General features: G+C 72.7%; 14 protein-coding genes. 8 read left to right on the top strand and 6 right to left on the bottom strand.

Translation table 11 applies throughout. The features are described from left to right. The 3 genes from ACIQK6_RS08290 to ACIQK6_RS08280 form a co-directional block, all read right to left on the bottom strand. Positions 1-2,556 (bottom strand): Ig-like domain repeat protein (locus ACIQK6_RS08290; RefSeq protein WP_402694543.1); only part of this gene is annotated, 2,556 nt, incomplete at its 3' end. A gap of 606 nt (positions 2,557-3,162) precedes the next feature. After that, the gene (locus tag ACIQK6_RS08285; RefSeq protein WP_329097703.1) at positions 3,163-3,318 is read right to left on the bottom strand and encodes a hypothetical protein; all 156 of its coding nucleotides are present in this window, start codon (positions 3,316-3,318) and stop codon (positions 3,163-3,165) included. A gap of 187 nt (positions 3,319-3,505) precedes the next feature. Beyond that, positions 3,506-3,793, bottom strand: a complete 288-nt coding sequence (locus ACIQK6_RS08280; protein ID WP_329097701.1) for a hypothetical protein — start codon at positions 3,791-3,793, stop codon at positions 3,506-3,508. Positions 3,794-4,124: 331 nt separating this feature from the next. Between ACIQK6_RS08280 and ACIQK6_RS08275 the strand changes: the two genes are divergently transcribed. The 3 genes from ACIQK6_RS08275 to ACIQK6_RS08265 all read left to right on the top strand — a co-directional run bounded on the left by ACIQK6_RS08275 (position 4,125) and on the right by ACIQK6_RS08265 (position 6,987). Continuing rightward, a complete protein-coding gene (locus ACIQK6_RS08275) occupies positions 4,125-4,949 on the top strand; it encodes an inositol monophosphatase family protein (RefSeq protein ID WP_402694542.1) in 825 nt (274 codons plus the stop codon). A 101-nt stretch (positions 4,950-5,050) separates the two neighbouring features. Continuing rightward, positions 5,051-6,469 (top strand): NAD(P)/FAD-dependent oxidoreductase, encoded by a 1,419-nt coding sequence (locus tag ACIQK6_RS08270; protein WP_329097699.1) that lies wholly within the window; start codon positions 5,051-5,053, stop codon positions 6,467-6,469. Further along, on the top strand, positions 6,469-6,987 hold the full coding sequence (locus ACIQK6_RS08265; protein WP_402694541.1) for an O-acetyl-ADP-ribose deacetylase: 519 nt from the start codon (positions 6,469-6,471) through the stop codon (positions 6,985-6,987). Before ACIQK6_RS08270 ends, ACIQK6_RS08265 begins: the two co-directional genes overlap by 1 nt. Before the next feature lie 31 nt (positions 6,988-7,018). Here ACIQK6_RS08265 and ACIQK6_RS08260 read toward each other — a convergent pair whose 3' ends face one another. Further along, complete coding sequence (locus tag ACIQK6_RS08260) at positions 7,019-7,504, bottom strand: Lrp/AsnC family transcriptional regulator (protein ID WP_329097695.1); 486 nt, start codon at positions 7,502-7,504, stop codon at positions 7,019-7,021. Positions 7,505-7,638: 134 nt separating this feature from the next. Between ACIQK6_RS08260 and ACIQK6_RS08255 the strand changes: the two genes are divergently transcribed. The 4 genes from ACIQK6_RS08255 to ACIQK6_RS08240 all read left to right on the top strand — a co-directional run bounded on the left by ACIQK6_RS08255 (position 7,639) and on the right by ACIQK6_RS08240 (position 13,484). Next, positions 7,639-8,616, top strand: a complete 978-nt coding sequence (locus ACIQK6_RS08255; protein WP_329097693.1) for a DMT family transporter — start codon at positions 7,639-7,641, stop codon at positions 8,614-8,616. Then, entirely contained in the window at positions 8,609-9,865 is a 1,257-nt protein-coding gene (locus ACIQK6_RS08250; protein ID WP_402694540.1) for an aromatic amino acid transaminase, read from the top strand. Before ACIQK6_RS08255 ends, ACIQK6_RS08250 begins: the two co-directional genes overlap by 8 nt. Before the next feature lie 311 nt (positions 9,866-10,176). Next, entirely contained in the window at positions 10,177-11,280 is a 1,104-nt protein-coding gene (locus tag ACIQK6_RS08245) for a molybdopterin-dependent oxidoreductase (RefSeq protein ID WP_402694539.1), read from the top strand. Positions 11,281-11,417: 137 nt separating this feature from the next. Next, complete coding sequence (locus ACIQK6_RS08240; RefSeq protein ID WP_329097688.1) at positions 11,418-13,484, top strand: SpoIIE family protein phosphatase; 2,067 nt, start codon at positions 11,418-11,420, stop codon at positions 13,482-13,484. 69 nt (positions 13,485-13,553) lie between these two features. Here the strand turns inward: ACIQK6_RS08240 and ACIQK6_RS08235 are convergent, their stop codons facing one another. After that, positions 13,554-16,364: a SpoIIE family protein phosphatase gene (locus ACIQK6_RS08235; protein ID WP_329097687.1), complete on the bottom strand. Its 2,811-nt coding sequence runs from the start codon at positions 16,362-16,364 to the stop codon at positions 13,554-13,556. Beyond that, entirely contained in the window at positions 16,361-17,356 is a 996-nt protein-coding gene (locus ACIQK6_RS08230) for a helix-turn-helix domain-containing protein (protein ID WP_329097685.1), read from the bottom strand. The genes ACIQK6_RS08235 and ACIQK6_RS08230 overlap by 4 nt, the downstream gene beginning before the upstream one ends. A 106-nt stretch (positions 17,357-17,462) precedes the next feature. Here ACIQK6_RS08230 and ACIQK6_RS08225 point away from each other — a divergent pair, with 106 nt between their 5' ends. Next, entirely contained in the window at positions 17,463-18,041 is a 579-nt protein-coding gene (locus tag ACIQK6_RS08225) for a cysteine hydrolase family protein (protein ID WP_329097683.1), read from the top strand. Positions 18,042-18,093 lie beyond the last annotated feature (52 nt).

Here is an 18,093-nt window from a genome sequence, read left to right as displayed (position 1 = left end):
TGTTGACGGCAGGAAGCAGGTGTCACCCGTGTAGGTGACGGTGACCGTGCCGGTCTCCAGCGTGGTCGTGGTGACGCATGCCGTGCCGCCGGCGTCCAGTCCCGCGACCTGAGTGCTGCCGTCGGGCAGCAGGAAGGTGACGGTTCCGGTGGGTGTGCCGCTACCGGGTGCGACTGCGGTGACGGTGGCGCAGACCGTCACGGTCTCGCCGCACACCGACGGGTTGGGTTCCACGGTGACCGATACCGTGCTGGCCGCCTGGTTGACGGTCACGTCCAGTGAGCCTGTTGACGGCAGGAAGCAGGTGTCACCCGTGTAGGTGACGGTGACCGTGCCGGTCTCCAGCGTGGTCGTGGTGACGCATGCCGTGCCGCCGGCGTCGAGGGTCACGGTTTCGTTGAGTCCGCCGGGGCCGGTGAAGGTGACGGTTCCGGTGGGTGTGCCGCTGCCGGGTGGGACTGCGGTGACGGTGGCGCAGACCGTCACGGTTTCGCCGCACACCGACGGGTTGGGTTCCACGGTCACCGACACCGTGCTCGAGGCCGGGTCGACCGTTACGTCGAAGGCACCGGTCGATGCGGAGAAGCATTCGTCGCCGTTGTAGACGGCCGTGACCGTGCCGGTTTCCAGGACGGTCGTGGTCAGGCAGGCCGTTCCGCCGGCGTCCAGAGGTACGGTCGTGTTCAGCCCGGCCCCGGTGAAGGTGACGGTTCCGGTCGGGGTGCCGCTACCGGGTGCCACTGCGGTGACGGTGGCGCACACCGTCACGGTCTCGCCGCACACCGACGGGTTGGGTTCCACGGTGACCGATACCGTGCTGGCGGCCTGGTTGACGGTCACCGGCGTGGTGCCGGTCGATGCGGAGAAGCATTCGTCGCCGTTGTAGACGGCGGTGACCGTGCCGGTCTCCAGCGCGGTCGTGGTGACGCAGGCCGTTCCGCCGGCGTCGAGGGTCACGGTCTCGTTGAGTCCGCCGGGGCCGGTGAAGGTGACGGTTCCGGTGGGGGTGCCGCTGCCGGGTGCCACTGCGGTGACCGTGGCGCAGACCGTCACGGTTTCGCCGCACACCGACGGGTCGGGCTCCACGGTCACCGACACCGTGCTCGAGGCCGGGTCGACCGTTACGTCGAAGGCACCGGTCGATGCGGAGAAGCATCCGTCGCCGCTGTAGACGGCGGTGACCGTGCCGCTGGTGAGGCTGTTGGTGGTGACGCAGGCCGTGCCGCCGGCGTCGAGCGCCAGTGTCACGTTGAGTCCGCCGGGGCCGGTGAAGGTGACGGTTCCGGTGGGGGTGCCGCTGCCGGGTGCCACTGCGGTGACGGTGGCGCAGACCGTCACGGTCTCGCCGCACACCGACGGGTTGGGCTCCACCGTCACCGATACCGCGCTGGCGGCCTGGTTGACGGTCACCGGCGTGGTGCCGGTCGATGCAGAGAAGCATCCGTCACCACCGTAGACGGCGGTGACCGTGCCGGTTTCCAGGACGGTCGTGGTCAGGCAGGCCGTTCCGCCGGCGTCCAGGGTTACGGTCTCGTTGAGTCCGCCGGGGCCGGTGAAGGTGACGGTTCCGGTCGGGGTGCCGCTGCCGGGTGCGACTGCGGCAACCGTGGCGCACACCGTCACGGTTTCGCCGCACACCGACGGGTCGGGCTCCACCATCACCGACACTATGCTCGACGCCTGATTGACCGTCACCTCAAAGGTGCCGGTCCCGCTCGCGTAGCACTCGTCACCACCGTAGACGGCGGTGACCGTGCCGGTCTCCAGCACGGTCGTGGTGACGCAGGCCGTTCCGCCGGCGTCCAGGGTCACCGTTTCGTTGAGCCCGCCGGGGCCGGTGAAGGTCACCGAGCCCGACGGATTGCCTACGCCCGAGGAGACCGGTGCCACGGTGACACAGAGCGTCACCGTCTCACCGCACACCGACGGGTCGGGGTTTACCGAGACCGTGACCGAGACGGGCGCAGGGTTGACGACGTGGAGCGTCAGCGGGGAGTTCGACCCGTTGAAGTCCGCGTCGCCCGTGTAGAAGGCGGCTGCCTGGTGGAAGCCGACGTCCAGGCCGCTGAAGGTGACCTGCGCCTGCCCGCTCACGTCCACGGGGGTGGTCAGCACCGGACCGTCGTCGCTGACGATGAAGGACACCAGTCCGGTGGGAGTTCCCGCGCCCGGCGGAACGGGGGTCACCTGGGCGGTGGCGGTCACCGCCTCGCCGCAGACCGAGGGTTCGGGATCGAAGACCAGCGTGGTGGTGGTGTTCGCGAGGGTGACCTCCTGGGTGTCCGCGCCCGTGGACGGGTCGTACTCTGCGTCGCCGGAGTAGTTGGCCTCCACCCCGTGGAGACCGACCTCCAGATCGCTGGTCACGTACTGCGCCTGGCCGCTCATGTCGAGCGGCACCGTCATGACGGGCACGCTGTCCACGACGAACTCGACGCTACCGGTCGGGGTGGGGTCGCCGGCGTTTTCCGGCTGGACGGTGGCGGTGAAGGTGACCGCCTGACCGAAGACGGACGGATCCGGTGCCGAGGTCACTGTGGTGGTCGAACTGGCCATGCTGTGGCTCCCTTTCGGATGACCCGCGGAAGCAGATGATTCTCTTCGCCCGTACGGCGCTCGGCGGGGCACGGAACGCACGAGAAAACACTGGTTGGACGTTCCGTTAAGAGCCCTTGTCCATGCGGAGTCGGGGCGCATCACCTGCTGATATCAGCAGTAGGCCTTCCGGCTGAGGGCTTGGGCTAGATGGGCGAACAGAACACCACTCGTTCGGCTCAGCGCACTCAGGCGCGCGAGAGGCGATAAACACTGATCGTGCGGCGCCTTGATGCATTTCCGCAAGAGGAAAGGTTTCCCTTTCCGTCGCTTTTCCAGGTGTGCAACTGGGCGGTGCCGGGGGCGTACTCGCGCACCAGGACGGTCTGGCCGACTCGCGGGCGGAAGAGAAAGGATTCCGCGCTGAGCGAATCATGCTATTCCTCCGTGGTATTCGCAATACCAGGGGTGCCGCGGCACGCCGCAGCCCCTCGGTGCACCGGCTGTCCGGTACCCCGAGGGGCTGCTGGTGGTGCGGCGCGGCGTACGGCCCGATGTGGGGTCCTTGGCGTTCCAGAGGACGTGCGCCCGAGGGAGCCAACCGCTTCGTCGGTGCAGACGGCGGGCCTACCGGCGGACCGCCGTGATGGAACCCTGCCCGCCCGCCCTCCTGTTGGCGGCGTCGGCCTCCTGTCGCGTGGGGTACTGGCGCGTGACCCCGTTGGGGAGGGTCAGTCGGTAGACGAACGTGGACCGGCCGGCGCGTCCGCAGTTGCATGCCATGGTCTTCCTCCTTCTGTTCGGCCGCTCCGGCGGCCGGTCAAGGGAGGGCCGGGGGAGTTCCGGCGTAGGGCCGAGCCCCGGCTCGTTCCCTTCATCCTTTATCCCCGGGCGCCGCACGCCGACACTCGCCGCCGTATAGTCGTATTTTTAAGTGGCGGCGATGATGCGGATCATTCCAACGTGCCGTTCAGTCGAGCCAGTTGGCGGCAAGGCCGGTGAGGTAGGAAAGGGTGAGTGCCGTGGTGCCCGCCTGGAACCACGTTTCCTCACCGGCCCAGTGGGCGAGCAAGGTGATGGCGCCCGCGACCCAGATGCTGACGCACCATCCGCAGGTGACCAGATATGCCGGGTGGGAGTCTTCGCCGAAACGGTCGGCGATCCGGGAGCGGAACCCTGCGGCGAGGGCGTCCTTGGTGATGAATCGCGTGACGCGACAGACTGTGCCGAGCGACAGGAGGAAGATCAGCGCACTCATGGAATTCATCGTAGGGTTTCCGCACTCCTCCCCTCTCGCGTTTTCCCGAATCCGACGGGAGGGCCGGATCGGCGGGGAATGGCGGGAAGCACCTGAGCCGCGCGCAAGATTGCGAGTCGAATGAGGCGGTTGTTTCACCGTGTGGCTTGTGGTGTGTGTTCCCTCACAGGGGAGTGAAAGCCGATGCTCGAACGCCTGAGCTCGTGAAGGTGGCGCGAGCGGACGCGGGGCGACGGGGCTCGGACCGCTTCACCCGGTGGACATCCGGTGTCCAGACGCCGGTACGAGAATGGCTGTGGGGTTTGTCGGTCGGGCGTGCTTTGCTGGAGGCATGATCGATGAGTTCCTGGCCCATGGCCTGTCCGATGTGGAAGAGGCCGTCCGCAAGGCGGCGGCGATCGAGATCATGCCGAGATTCAGGCAGCTCGCCGAGCACGAGGTCGATGAGAAGAACGGCCCCCACGACCTGGTGACTGTGGCCGACCGCAAGGCCGAGGAGTACCTCACCGCCGCCCTGACGCGGCTGCTGCCCGGCTCCGCCGTGGTCGGTGAGGAGGCCGTGCACGTCGACCCCGGGGTGTACGCGGCCTTGCGCGCGGACGCCCCGGTGTGGATCGTCGACCCCGTCGACGGCACCCGGCAGTTCGTGATCGGCGACCCCGCCTTCTGCACCCTGGTCGCGCTGGCCCAGCGCGGGGAGATCCTCGCCTCCTGGACCTTCGCCCCGGCACTGGACGAGCTGGCGACCGCCGTGCGCGGGCAGGGCGCGTACGTCAACGGCGAGCGGATCCACAGCGGTTCGCCGGAACCGGGCGCCCCACTGCGGGTCGCCATCGCCCACCCCCTCTACACGAGCGACGAGAACAAGCGGACGCTGGCCCGGCTGGACGTGCCCGGGGTCGCGGCCCGCCCGTGCGGCTCGGCGGGCCTGGAATACCTGAAGGTGGCCCGCGGCGAGATGGACGGCCTGGCCTTCACCTGGCCCTCGGCCTGGGACCACGCGGCCGGGCTGCTGCTGGTCGCCGAGGCCGGCGGGGCGCAGAGCACGGTCGACGGGGTCCCCTTCCGGGTGGACCGGGACAATGCGCTGCCGTTCGCGGTCGGGCGGGACGAAGCCACCGCCGTACGCATCCGGGAGCTGCTCCGGGGCGCCTGACCGGGTCCGGTGCGGTCCCGGCGGGCCCGGTCGGGTCCGGGCGGTCCGGGCAGCGGAATATCCTGGAGGCGCAGGCGCCGCCGGAGACGAAGGAGTCGCAAGTGCCGTCGATTCTCGATGTGGTCGTGGTGGGGGCGGGGCCGAACGGGCTGACCGCCGCCGTCGAACTGGCCCGGCGCGGCTTCTCGGTGGCCGTCTTCGAAGCCGCCGGCACGGTCGGCGGCGGCGCCCGGACCGAGGAGCTCACCCTCCCCGGCTTCCGGCACGACCCCTGCGCGGCGGTGCACCCGCTCGGGGCCGGCTCGCCGGTCTTCGCCACCATGCCGCTGAAGCGGTACGGGCTGGAGTGGCTGCACGCCCCGCTGCCCATGGCGCACCCCTTCGACGACGGCACGGCCGCGGTCCTGTCCCATTCGGTCGCGGAGACGGCGGCGTCCTTCGGGCCGCGCGACGCGGGCGCCTACCGGCGTCTGGTCGGGCCCTTCCTCGGCAAATGGGACACCCTGGCCCGGGACTTCATGTCCCTGCCGAGCACCGCGCTGCCCCGGGACCCGCTCACGCTCGCCCGCTTCGGGCTCGCCGGACTGCCGCCCTCCACTTGGCTGCTGAGCCGCTTCCGCGACGAGCGGGCCCCCGCACTGTTCGCGGGCCTGGTGGCCCACGTCATCGCACCGCTCGGCGGGATCGCCACCAGTGCGGTGGGCCTGGTCTTCGCACTGGCCGCGCACGCGAACGGCTGGCCGATGCCGCGCGGCGGCTCGCAGTCCGTGTCCGACGCACTCGCCGGGTATCTGCGCGACCTCGGCGGGACCGTCCACACCGGCTTCGAGGTCAAGCGGCTCGATGACCTCCCGCCCGCCCGCACCTACGTCTTCGACACCTCGCCGACCGCGCTGGCCCGCATCGCCCGCCTGGGGCGCGCGTACGACGGCTACCGGTACGGCGCCTCCGTGTTCAAGATCGACTACGCGCTGGACGGCCCGGTCCCGTGGACGGCCGAGGCGCCGCGCCGCGCCGGCACCGTCCAGGTCGGCCCGCGCGCCCGCGACATCGACGCCGCCCTCCAGCTCGCCTCCGGCGGGCGGGCCCCGCGCTCCCCCTTCCTCATCACTGCGCAGCCCAGCCTGGTCGACCCCGGCCGGGCGCCCGAGGGCAAGCACGTGTTCTGGGCGTACGGACACGTCCCCGCGGGCTGGGACGGAGACCTCACCGAGGCCGTCGAATCCCAACTGGAGCGCTTCGCCCCGGGCTTCCGCGACCTGGTGCTCGCCCGCGCCACGGCCGGCCCGCCCCAACTCGCCGCCCGCAACCCCAACTACGTCGGCGGGGACATCGCCTGCGGGGCCGCCTCGGGCCTCCAGCTCCTCCTGCGTCCCAAGATCTCCCTCACCCCGTACACGACGGCGCACCCGGCCGTCTTCCTCTGTTCCTCGGCCACCCCGCCGGGCCCGGGCGTCCACGGCATGTCCGGCCACAACGCGGCCAAGGCGGTCTGGCGGCACCTACGAAAGGGATCCTGATGGTCCGCATCACCTTGGTCCGCGGCGACATCACCGCGGAGAAGGCCGACGCGATCGTCAACGCGGCGAACTCCTCGCTGCTCGGCGGCGGCGGGGTCGACGGCGCCATCCACCGGCGCGGTGGACCGGAGATCCTCGCGGCCTGCGAGGACCTGCGGCGTTCGCACTACTGCAAGGGGCTGGCGACCGGCCGGGCCGTCGCCACCACGGCCGGGCGGCTCGCCGCCGAGCACGTCATCCACACGGTGGGCCCGGTCTGGTCGCGGGAGGAGGACCGGTCGGCGCTGCTGGCCTCCTGCTACCGCGAGTCGCTGCGCATCGCCGACGAGCTGGGGGCCCGTACGGTCGCGTTCCCGGCCATCTCCACCGGCATCTACGGCTGGCCGATGGACGACGGGGCGCGGATCGCGGTGGAGACGGTGCGCCGCGCCCGTACCGAGGTGCAGGAAGCGCGGTTCGTGCTCTTCGACGCAGCCGCCTACGAGGCCTTCGAGGCGGCGGTGGCGGCCGCCTCCTGAGCCGCCCGCCGGGCCGCCCGCCGGGCCGTCGTCAGCGCGGTGAGCGCCCGGAGGCGCCCGGGGCGGGCCGCGGATAGGTACGGGACTGCTTGACGCTGCCGAACGCGAAGCTCGATTCGATCGAGGCGATCCCGGGGATGGCGTGGATCCGGTGGCGCACCAGGGATTCGTAGGCCTCCAGGTCCTCGATGACGATCCGGAGCAGGTAGTCGCTACTGCCCGCCATCAGGTAGCAGTCCTGGATGTGCTCGATGACCGCGACGTGCTCCTCGAACAGCCGCACCGCCTCCGCCGTATGGCGTTCCAGGCGGATCCGGACGAAGACGGTGACCGGGAGCCCGAAGGCGACCTGGTCGACCATGGCCGTGTAGCCGCGGATCAGGCCCGCCTCCTCCAGCCGCCTCACCCGGCGCAGGCAGGGCGAGGGGGACAGCCGGACGCGGTCGGCGAGGTCCTGGTTGGACAGGCGCCCGTCGGCCTGCAACTCCCTGATGATCTGTAGATCCACTGCGTCCACAGCACTCCTTGGCAGATTCTGCCCCAAACGTATGTCCGAGAGACAGAACTGGCAATCGGCTGCCCCGCCCCAAGCCCTAGCGTTGCCCCAGCACGGACCGGATCGGTCCGGGTCTCAGAGGCTGGAGCAATTCCTTGGTCGCGACGAACACCACCCGGGCGACCCTGCCTCCCGATGCGGCGGGCCCGCGGGCCGGACACCCCGGCCGGCGCGGGCTCTCCCCACAGACCGAGGGCGTGCTGGCCCTGCTGGTCACCGTGTCGATCTGGGCGGCCTTCGCGCTCAGCGCCCGGGCCCTCGGCGGTTCCTCCCTGCTGCCCGCCGACGCGGCGCTGCTCCGCTTCGGCGTCCCCCTCGTCGTCCTGTTCCCCGCCCTGTGGCGGCGCCGGCGCGCCATCGCCGCGGTGCGCCCGGGCCCCGCCGTGAAGATCGTCTGTGGTGCCGGGGTGCCGTTCTTCCTGGCCGCGATGCACGGCGGCGCACTGACGTCCGCCGCCTTCGTCGGATCCATCGTCCCCGGCATGGTCCCGTTGTTCGTCTCCGTGATCATGATCCGCCGTGGCCACGGCGCGCCCCGGGGCACGCAGGCCGCCGGGCTCGCCCTGATCGCGGCCGGTGTGGTCGCCCTCGTCTGGCGCTACGTCGTGCCCGTCGACACCGACGTACTGGCCGGCGCCGGCACGCTCCTGGTGGCCAGCGGCCTCTGGGCCCTCTACACCGTGGGGCTGCGCGAGGTCGACCTCGACCCGATCGGGTCGATCGGACTGCTGTGCCTGCCCTCCTTCGCGGTGATCGGGGTCCTGGCGCTGACCGGGGTGCTCCCCACCGGCATCGCGCACGCGGCGGGCAGCGACATCGCGCTGTTCCTCGTCGTGCAGGGGCTGGGGGTCGGCCTGTGCGCGGGCCTGCTCTACGCCTTCGCCATCCGCCGCCTCGGCGCCGAGCGCAGCGCCGTCTTCGGCAGCCTCAGCCCCGTCGCCGTCGTCCTGCTCGCCGTCCCGCTCCTCGGCGAGACGCCGACCCCCGCCGTCCTCGTCGGCGTCCCCCTCATCACCACCGGCGTCGTCCTCGCCAACCGCCGCCCTCGACCCAAGGTTCCCGCCGATGCTTGAGCTCCTCCCCACGCCGCCCACCGACCCGCTGTGGGACCTGACCTCCGAGTTCGGCAGCGACGAGCGGCCCGAACGCCTCAACCTCGTCCTCGGGGTCTACCGGGACCAGACGGGCACCACCCCCGTCATGGCCGCCGTCCGCGAGGCCGAGATCCGCCTGGCGGAGCGCTCCGACTCCAAGGAGTACCGCGGGCTCTCCGGCAACGCCGCCTTCAACCGCTCCCTGCTGGAGCTGGTCCTGGGCCCGGCCGGGCCGACCGACCGGGCCGCGGCCGTCCAGACCGTCGCGGGCTCGGGCGCGCTGCGGCTGCTGGCCGACCTGATCTGCCGGACCCGGCCCGGCACCACGGTGTGGATCAGCGATCCGGCCTACGTCAACCACCGGCCCATCCTGGAGGCCGCCGGGCTGCGCGTGCGCCCGTTCGGCTGGCGCGACGCCGAGGGCCGCTTCGACACGGCCGGTGTGCTGCGGGAACTGCAGGACGCACAGCGGGACGACGTGGTCCTGCTCCAGGGCTGCGCCCACAACCCCACGGGCGTCGACCCGCTGCTGGACGACTGGGAGGCGCTCGCCGACTCGGCCGCCCGCCGCGGCTGGGTGCCCTTCGTCGACCTCGCCTACCACGGGCTCGGCGACGGCCTGGAGGCCGACCTGCTGCCCACGCGGATGCTGGCGGCGCGGGTGCCGGAAATGCTGATCGCGGTCAGCTGCTCGAAGAACTTCGGCCTCTACAGCGACCGCGTCGGCTGCGCCATCGTGCTCGGCGCCTCGGGCCAGGCGGTCCGGCACGCCGAGACCGCCCTGCAGAACGCCGCCCGGACGCTCTACTCGATGCCGCCCGAGCACGGCGCTGCCGTCGTGACCACGATCCTCGAGGACGAGGGGCTGCGGGCCGCCTGGCGGGCGGAGCTGGAGGTCATGCGCGGCCGGATCATGGACAACCGGGCGGATCTGATCGCCCACCTGAGCGCGCTCGGCTGCGCGGACCAGGCGCGCTCGCTCGCCCGTCAGAAGGGCATGTTCTCGATGCTGCCGCTGTCCGCGCAGCAGATGCTGCGCCTGCGCAGGCAGTACGCCGTCTACGGCACGACCTCGGGGCGGATCAACATCGCGGGCATCCCGGCGCACCGGATCCCCTGCCTCGCCCGGGGCATCGCGGGCGTCCTCGGCGCCACCGACGCGCCCCGCACGCTCCCGACGCTCCCTCGCCAGCAGCAGTCCGGACCGGCCGCCGTCGTTCAGGCGTAGGGGGCCGGGGAGCCGTGGGGCAGCCCGGCCGCACGAGGACATGACAGTCCCCGGCAGTCCGTCGTTTCCATGAGCCATCCGCCGTCGCCGATGGCTCCCCTGGTCGACGAGTGCTGCCGGGGGCCTGGCCAGAGCCTGGACAAGGGTCACGCGGGCCTGAGGACGTCTCCAGAGGGAGGTGCGGCTCTTTCCGGTTATCCGGTGTATTGATGAGTTTCCTCCCAATTCGCACCCAGTCAAGGCTTTGCCAGGACGTAGTCTGTAAAGAAATCCGCGTCGCGCTCGGTACGAGCCCGACGGAAGGTGCTGCCATGACCACATGGCCGGTTTCAGGAGCGGCCCGAGGGCCCGGCGCCACGGTCTGGGCGCCCGAAACGGTTACCGCAGACCCGTACAACGCGCAGACCCCCTCGGCCGCGCTGGCCGAGCCGGTCACCCCCGTCGGAGCCTTCTTCGTACGCGACCACTTCGGCATCCCGCGGATCCCACCGGGCCGCTGGCGACTGCGGGTCGCCGGCGCCGCGGCCGCCCCCTTCGTCCTCGGCTACGAAGAGCTGCTCGCGATGGACCACCGGGAACTCGACGTGGTCGTGGAGTGCGCGGGCAACGGACGCAGCCTGATGACACCCAGCCCGCCCGGCCTGCAGTGGGGCCAACGGGCGGTGGGCTGCGCGCACTTCGCCGGAGTGCCCTTCCGGCTCCTCGCCGAACGGGCCCTGATCGGACCCTCGGCCGCGGAGGTCGTCTTCACCGGAGCCGACTCCGGCCCGGTGCGCGGCCGCCGGGCGGCCTTCGAGCGCAGTCTCCCGCTCGCCGTGGCCCTCCACCCGGACACCCTCCTCGTCACCTGCATGAACGGGGAGCCGCTCGCCCCCGAGCACGGGGCGCCGGTCCGCCTGCTGGTCCCCGGCCGCTACGCGGTCGCCGATGTGAAGTGGCTGGTCGGGGCCCGGGCCGTGACCCGCCCGTTCACCGGGGTCTTCCAGAGCGAGGAGTACCTCTACGAGGCCTCCCGCGGCACCCCCGAGGGCCCGGTGGCCGGCGTGCGGGTCAAGTCGCTCATCACCGAACCCGAACCGGACACGGCCGTGTGCCGGGATCACGAGACCCTCGTCCGCGGCCGCGCCTGGTCGGGCGGCGGGGTGCCGCTGCGGAGCGTCGAGGTCCGCGCCGAATACGAGGACGACGACCGCCACCGCGAGCGCGGCTGGCACGCGGCCCTCCTCGAAGCGCCCGCCGGCCCCTACGGCTGGAGCAGCTGGTCGTACCGGTGGACGCCGCAGCGGCCCGGACCGTACCGATTGGTCTCCCGCGCCACCGACGCCCGCGGCGACACACAGCCGCCGCGGCCCCTGTGGAACGCCCGCGGCTACGGCTGCAACCCCGTGGCCTGCGTCGAGGTGGTGGTCGTATGAGGAAGGAGGGCGCTGCGCGCAAGGGCGGTCCGGGGAGCCCGCGACCCGGTCGGGACCGGCCGACACAGAGCCCCGCGCCCACGCCTCGGATAGGGTGAATCGGTAGGAATCAGGCCCCCCGGGGTGAGGTCGGTGCGTTGGACACTTACCAGGCGACGAGCGAGGTGCCGAACCCGCCGCCCGCGGCTGTCGGGTACGCGGGCGTACTCAGCGAGCTGCTACCGATCGCCCTGTGGCGGGAGGACGCCGACGGGCGCATCGTGGAGTGGTCGCTGGCCGCCCAGGACCTCCTCGGACACCGCCCCGAGGACATCATCGGCCTCCCCGGCAGCGCCGTGCTCGTCCCCGAGGCCAACCACGAGCTCGCCGACCAGCTGACCCGCCGCGTCCAGTCCGGCGAGACCGTCGTCGGCACCCTGCCCGTGCGCCACCGCGACGGCCACCGCGTACCGATGGAGATGTGGATCGTCCCCGCCGCCGACCCGCAGGGCAGGACCGGGGCCATGCTCATTGCCGTGGAGACCTCCGAGGTGCTCCACATGCGGGACTCCCTCGCCGCCCTCCAGAGCCTGTTCACCCAGTCGCCCATCGGCCTCGCCACCCTCGGCACCGACCTGCGGTTCCTCCGCGTCAACGACGCCCTGGCCCGGATGAACGGCGTCTCCGCCGCCGAGCACCTCGGCAAGCGGCTCACCGAGGTCGTGCCCGGGGTCAACGCCGACGCGCTGGAAGCCACCATGCGACAGGTCCTGGACCGGGGCACCGCCGTGGTCGACGTCCGCCGCACCGGGCGGACCCCCGCCGACCCGGAGAACGACCGAACCTGGTCCTGCTCGTACGCCCCGCTGCTGGACGGCTCCGGCCGCGCCCTCGGCGTGATCGCCTCGCTCATCGACATCACCGAGGGCCAGCAGGCCCAGGCCGACGCCGAACGGGCCCGGCACCGGTTCGCCCTGCTCGCCGAAGCGGGCACCCGCATCGGCACCACCTTGGACCTCCACCAGACCGCCCGGGAGATCGTGGACGTGCTGGTGCCGCAGCTCGCGGACTCGGCCGACGTACAGCTGCTCGAAGCGGTCCTGCTCCCCGACGAGGGCCCCGTCCCCGCGGCCTCCACGCGCGGCGTCCTGCGCCGCCTGGCCGCCCACTTCCCCGACCCGACCGCCCCCACCGCGAAACTCGCCCCCGGCCAGACCTTCCAGATCCCCATGGGCACCACCTACGAGCAGGTCATCGCCGAGGGGCGGCCCATGAACCTCTACCTCGCCGACATCCCGGCGCTGATCACCTCCCCGCGCGCCGAGGCACTGCGCACCTACCTCGCCACCCTGGGCTCGGCCCGACTGGTCCCGCTCGTCGCCCGCGGCACCGTGCTCGGCGCCGTCGCCGTGACCCGCACGCGCGAGCGGGAACCCTTCGACGAGCAGGACTGCGTCCTCGTCGACGAGCTGGTCGCCCGCGCGGCCCTCAACATCGACAACGCCCGGATGTACACCCTCCAGCGCCAGGCGGCCCTGACCCTCCAGCGCAGCCTCACCAACAGCGCGCTGCCCGAGGTCCCGGGCCTCGAACTCACCGGGCGCTACCTGCCCGCCAGCGATCACGACGTCGGCGGGGACTGGTACGACGTCATCCCGCTGCCCGGCGACCGGACCGGGCTGGTCATCGGGGACGTCATGGGCCACGGCGTCCACGCCGCCGCCGTCATGGGGCAGCTGCGCACGGCGGTACGGACCCTCGCGCGCCACGACGTGCCCCCGGCGCGGCTGCTCCGCTCGCTCGACGCCGTCGTGGCCGACCTGGGCGAGGACGAGATGGCCACCTGCGTGTACGCCGTCCACGACGCGGCCTCCGGCACCTGCGTGATCGCCCGGGCCGGCCACCCGCCGCCCGCCGTGGTCACCCCGGGCGGAGCCATCACCTTCCTCGACGGCCCGCCCGGGACCCCGCTGGGCACGGGCGGGCAGGACTTCCGCACCGAGGAGGTACGGCTGCCGCCGGGGAGCCTGCTCGTGCTCTACACCGACGGCCTCATCGAGGCCCGGGACCGGGACCTCGACCAGGGCATGGCCCAGCTGGCGGGGGCCCTGCACCGGGTGGAGCAGCCCCTGGACGAGCTGTGCGACGGGATCCTGCGGCGGCTGCTGCCCAGCGCCCAGCAGGACGACGTCGCCGTGCTGCTGGCCCGCACCCGGGCGGTGTGACCCCCGGCCCCGGCCCCGGGTCCCGGCCCCTGGCCCCGGTCGAGCCGCGTCCGCACCCCGGACCGCAGGTCACCAGGCCAGGTCCTCCAGCGCGTCCAGGTCCAGCGGGTCCGGCACCAGGGGCTCCGGGCCCCCGGTCAGCGGCAGCTCGGCCCAGATGACCTTGCCGCGCTCGGTGTAACGGGTGCCCCACCGGGCGGCGTACTGGGCGACGAGGAACAGTCCGCGCCCACCCTCGTCCGTGGTCGTGGCGTACCGCAGGTGCGGTGAGGTGCTGCTGCCGTCGGAGACCTCGCAGACGAGGGCGCGGTCGCGCAGCAGCCGCACCCGTACGGGCGCGCTGCCGTGCCGGATGGCGTTGGTGATCAGCTCGCTGAGGATCAGCTCGGCGGGGAAGGAGAGCTCGTCCAGCCCCCAGGCGGCGAGCTGCGCCGCACCCGCGTTGCGCACGCGCGAGACGGCCGAGGCCTCGCCCGGCACCTCCCACTCGGCGATCCGGTCGGCCTCCAACCGCCGGGTGTCGGCGACCAGCAGGACGATGTCGTCGCTCGGTACCGGGAACAGCATCGTGGCGAGCACGTCCGAGCAGGCCTGGTCGGGGCTGCGGTCGGGCCGTGCCAGCGCCTCGCGCAGCAGCCGCAGTCCGGTGTCGAAGTCCCGGTCGCGGTCCTCCACCAGACCGTCGGTGAACAGCACCAGCCGGCTCCCCTCGGGGAGCGTGAACTCGGAGGCCTCGAACGGCATGCCGCCGACGCCCAGGGGCAGCCCGGCCGGCAGCTCGGGGAACTCGACCGCCCCACCGGGGCGGATCAGCGCCGGCCCGGGATGGCCGGCGCTGGCCATCAGACACCGCCCGGAGACCGGATCGTAGACCGTGTAGAGACAGGTGGCACCGGTGACCCCGGCCGGCTCGGCGGCCCGGTCCGGGGAGTCCTCGGGGCTCTCCTCCGCGCCCCCGCCCGCGAGCCCCCGCCCGGTTTCGTTCTGGTCGATCCGGTTGATCAGCTCGTCCAGGTGTCCGAGCAGCTCGTCGGGGGGCAGGTCCAGGGTGGAGAAGTTGTGCACCGCGGTCCGCAGCCGGCCCATGGTGGCCGCGGCGTGCACCCCGTGGCCGACGACATCGCCGACGACCAGCGCCACCCGGCCGCCCGGCAGCGGGATCACGTCGAACCAGTCCCCGCCGACCCCCGCCTTCGCGGGCAGGTAGCGGGAGGCGACGTGCACGGCGTTCTGGGCGGGCAGCACCCGGGGCAGGAGGCTGCGCTGGAGCGTCACGGCCATCGCGTGCTCGCGGGTGAAGCGGCGGGCGTTGTCGATGGAGACGGCGGCGCGCGCACCCAGCTCCGCCGCGAAGGACCGGTCCTCCTCGTCGAAGGCGTCCGGGGTGTCGGCGGCCCGCCAGAAGTTGGCCATGCCCAGGACCACGCCCCGGGCCTGGAGCGGTACGCAGATCAGCGAGTGCAGCCCGTAGTCGAGCGCCACCCGGGTGCCCTGGGAGTCCTGGGCCCGCCAGCCCATGGCCGCGTTCAGATCGGCCGCGAGCACCGCGTGCCCGGCGTCCAGGGCCGCCGCCATCGGGGCCGTCGGAAAGACGAACCGGATGATGTCGCCGACCGGCTGGAGCGGCGAGTCGGCCCGCACGCCGGTGATGGCGGCCCGGCGCATCTCCGTGTAGATGCCGGTGACCAAGGAGGGTTCGTCACCGTGCAGCACCGGCTCCAGCAGTTCCACCGTGACGAAGTCCGCGAACCGGGGGACGGCGACCTCCGACAGCTCCTCGGCGGTCCGCACCACGTCCAGGGTGGTGCCGATCCGCACGCCGGCGTCGTAGAGCAGCTGGAGCCGACCACGGGCGACCGCGGCCCGGCCGGAGAGCGCGGCGAGCTCGGTGGAGTCGCGCAGGGTCACGACGCTGCCGGTGGACATGCCCTTGTACTGCGCGGTGGGCCGTACGTTGACGGCGAGCAGCCGGTCGCCCGCCAGGTGCACGTGGTCCGTCACCACCTGGCCGGAGGCGAGCAGTTCGGCGGTGCGCGGGTCGAGGCCGAGCTCGGTGACGTGCCGGTTCTCGGGGGCGGGCGGCAGGTCGAGCAGCCGGCGGGCCTCGTCGTTGGCCAGGACGAGCCGCTGGTCGGCGTCGATGATGACCACGCCCTCGCGGACGGCGTGCAGGACGGCTTCGTGGTGCTCGTTGATCCGGCTCATCTCGGCGGCGCCCAGGCCGCGGGTCTGGCGCCGCAGCCGGCGGCTGACCAGGGCGGCGCCACCGGTGCCGAGCAGCAGGGCTCCCGCGGCCGCCCCGAGCAGGAGCGGGAGCTGGCCCTCGACGACCTGGGAGACGTTCTCGACGTCTATGCCGGTGCCGACCAGGCCGATGACGACGCCGTCGGCATTGCGGATCGGGACGACGGCCCGGACGGCATCGCTCGGCTCGCCCCGGAAGGTCTCCGTGAAGGCACGTCCGGCGAGGGCGCGGCTGAGGTCACCGGTGGCCCGCTTGCCGATCAGCTCGGGGCGCGAGTCGGTGTAGCGGATCCCGGCGGTGTTCATGACGGCGATGAAGTCGACGCCCGAGCCCCGGCGGGCGGCCTCGGCCAGCGGTTGGAGCAGGGCAGTCGGATCCGTCGAGAGCAGTGCCGCCGCGATACCGGGGGAGTGCGCGAAGGACTCGGCCGCCGTGAGCGCGCGGTGGCGGGCGTCGCGTTCGCTGTCGTACCGGGCCTGGAACACCAGGGCCGCGGCCGCAGCGGCGATCAGCAGGAGGACGATCATCGCCTGGAGGGCGAAGACCTGACCGGCGACGCTGTGTGCCCACCGGGACAGCCGCGCGAACAGGCGCGAGCCCCACCCGGTCGGCTGGCGACCAAAACGTCCGGTCATGAGCCCTTTCTAACACTGTCCGGAGGGTTTGGTGCGGCTGCTGGTGCACAGGAGGCCGCCCGGTACGCGCGCGGGCCGAGGCCGACGCACGCGGTGAAGTGCTGGCGGAAGGTGACCTCACTGGCGAAACCGGCCCGCCGGGCCACTTCCGGCACCGGATGGTCGGTGCGTTCCAGCAGCTTGCGGGCCGCGTCCAGCCGGTGGCCCAGCAGCCACCGGTGCGGGGTGGTGCCGGTGGCGGCGGTGAAGTGCCGGGCGAAGGACCGCGGGGACATCCCGGCCCAGCCGGCCATGGTCGCCACGGACAGGGGCTCGTGCAGCGAACGCAGGGCGCGCGCCCGTACGGCGGCCAGCGCCTCGGCCGTCCGGTCCGCGGCCGGGACGGGCCGGTCCAGGTACTGGGCGTGGTCCCCGGTGCGGAAGGGGCCGGTCACCATGGAGCGGGCGATGGCGGCGGCGGCCTCGGCGCCGTGCGCCTCCCGGACGAGGTGCAGGCACAGGTCGATCCCGGAGGCCACCCCGGCGGAGGTCCACAGCCCGCCGTCCTCGACGTAGAGCGGGGCGTCCTCGACCACGATCCCCGGATAGCGGGCGGCGAGCTGCGGGGCCAGCCACCAGTGGGTGACCGCCCGGCGGCCCTCCAGTAGACCGGCCTCCGCCAGGATGAACGCCCCGGCACACAAGGCGGCGACCGGCACGCCCCGGCCGTGCGCTTCGCGCAGGGCGGCGAGGACCGGCGCGGGCGTCGGATCGGCCGGCTCGGCCAGCGCCGGTACGACGACCAGGTCCGCGGTCGCCAGCCAGTCCAGTCCCCGGTCGGGGGCCAGGGTCAGGCCGCCGGGCAGCGGGATCGGACCGGGCTCCAGGGCGCACCGGCGCAGCTCGAAGCCCGGCACCCCGGCGCGGCTGCGGTTGGGGCCCCAGACCTCGGTGATGACGGCGAGGTCGAAGCTGCGGATACCGGGCTGGACGACGATCGCGACACGGCGCATCCGGCCAGTCTGCCAGGCGGCCAGAACTGCCAGGCTGGCAGGATCCCATCGGTACGGGGCCTCGAGGGCGCTGTCGGGCCGGCGGCCCGGCGGACAGCATGGAGCCATGACGACGACCGCGATCGAGATCGCCCCCAACAGTGCCCTGCTGGTCATCGACGTGCAGAAGGGCTTCGACGAGGAGTCCTTCTGGGGGCCCCGCAACAATCCTGCGGCCGAGGACAACATCGCGGCCCTGATGGACGCCTGGCAGGCGGCCGGCCGCCCGGTGGTCCTGGTCCGGCACGCCTCCGTGCAGCCGGGTTCGGTCCTCGCCGCCGACCACCCCGGCCACGCCTTCAAGGACCTGGTGGAGAAGCGGAGCCAGGGGGCCCTGGTGGTCACCAAGACGGTGAACTCGGCCTTCTACGGCACCCCGGACCTGGCCGACTGGCTGAAGGCCCGGGGCATCGGCCAGCTGGTGCTGGTCGGCATCCAGACCAACATGTGCGTCGAGACCACGGCCCGGATGGCGGGGAACCTGGGCTATGACGTGCTCGTCCCGCTCGACGCCACGCACACCTTCGACCTCGCCGGGCCGGCGGGCCTCGCCCTGACGGCGGACGAACTCGCCACCGCCACCGCGGTGAACCTCGAGGGCGGCGGTTTCGCCCGCGTGGTCACCACGGCCGACCTTCTGCGGTAGCCCCGCCCGAATTCAGCCTCGCCGGCAGCACCGACGGCCTCCGGGCTCCGCC

Source organism: Streptomyces sp. NPDC091682 (genome assembly GCF_044756625.1).
In the GTDB taxonomy this organism is placed as follows: Bacteria; Actinomycetota; Actinomycetes; order Streptomycetales; family Streptomycetaceae; genus Streptomyces.
Note: the sequence above shows the minus strand (reverse complement) of the source record. Positions and strands in the feature narration are given on the sequence as shown.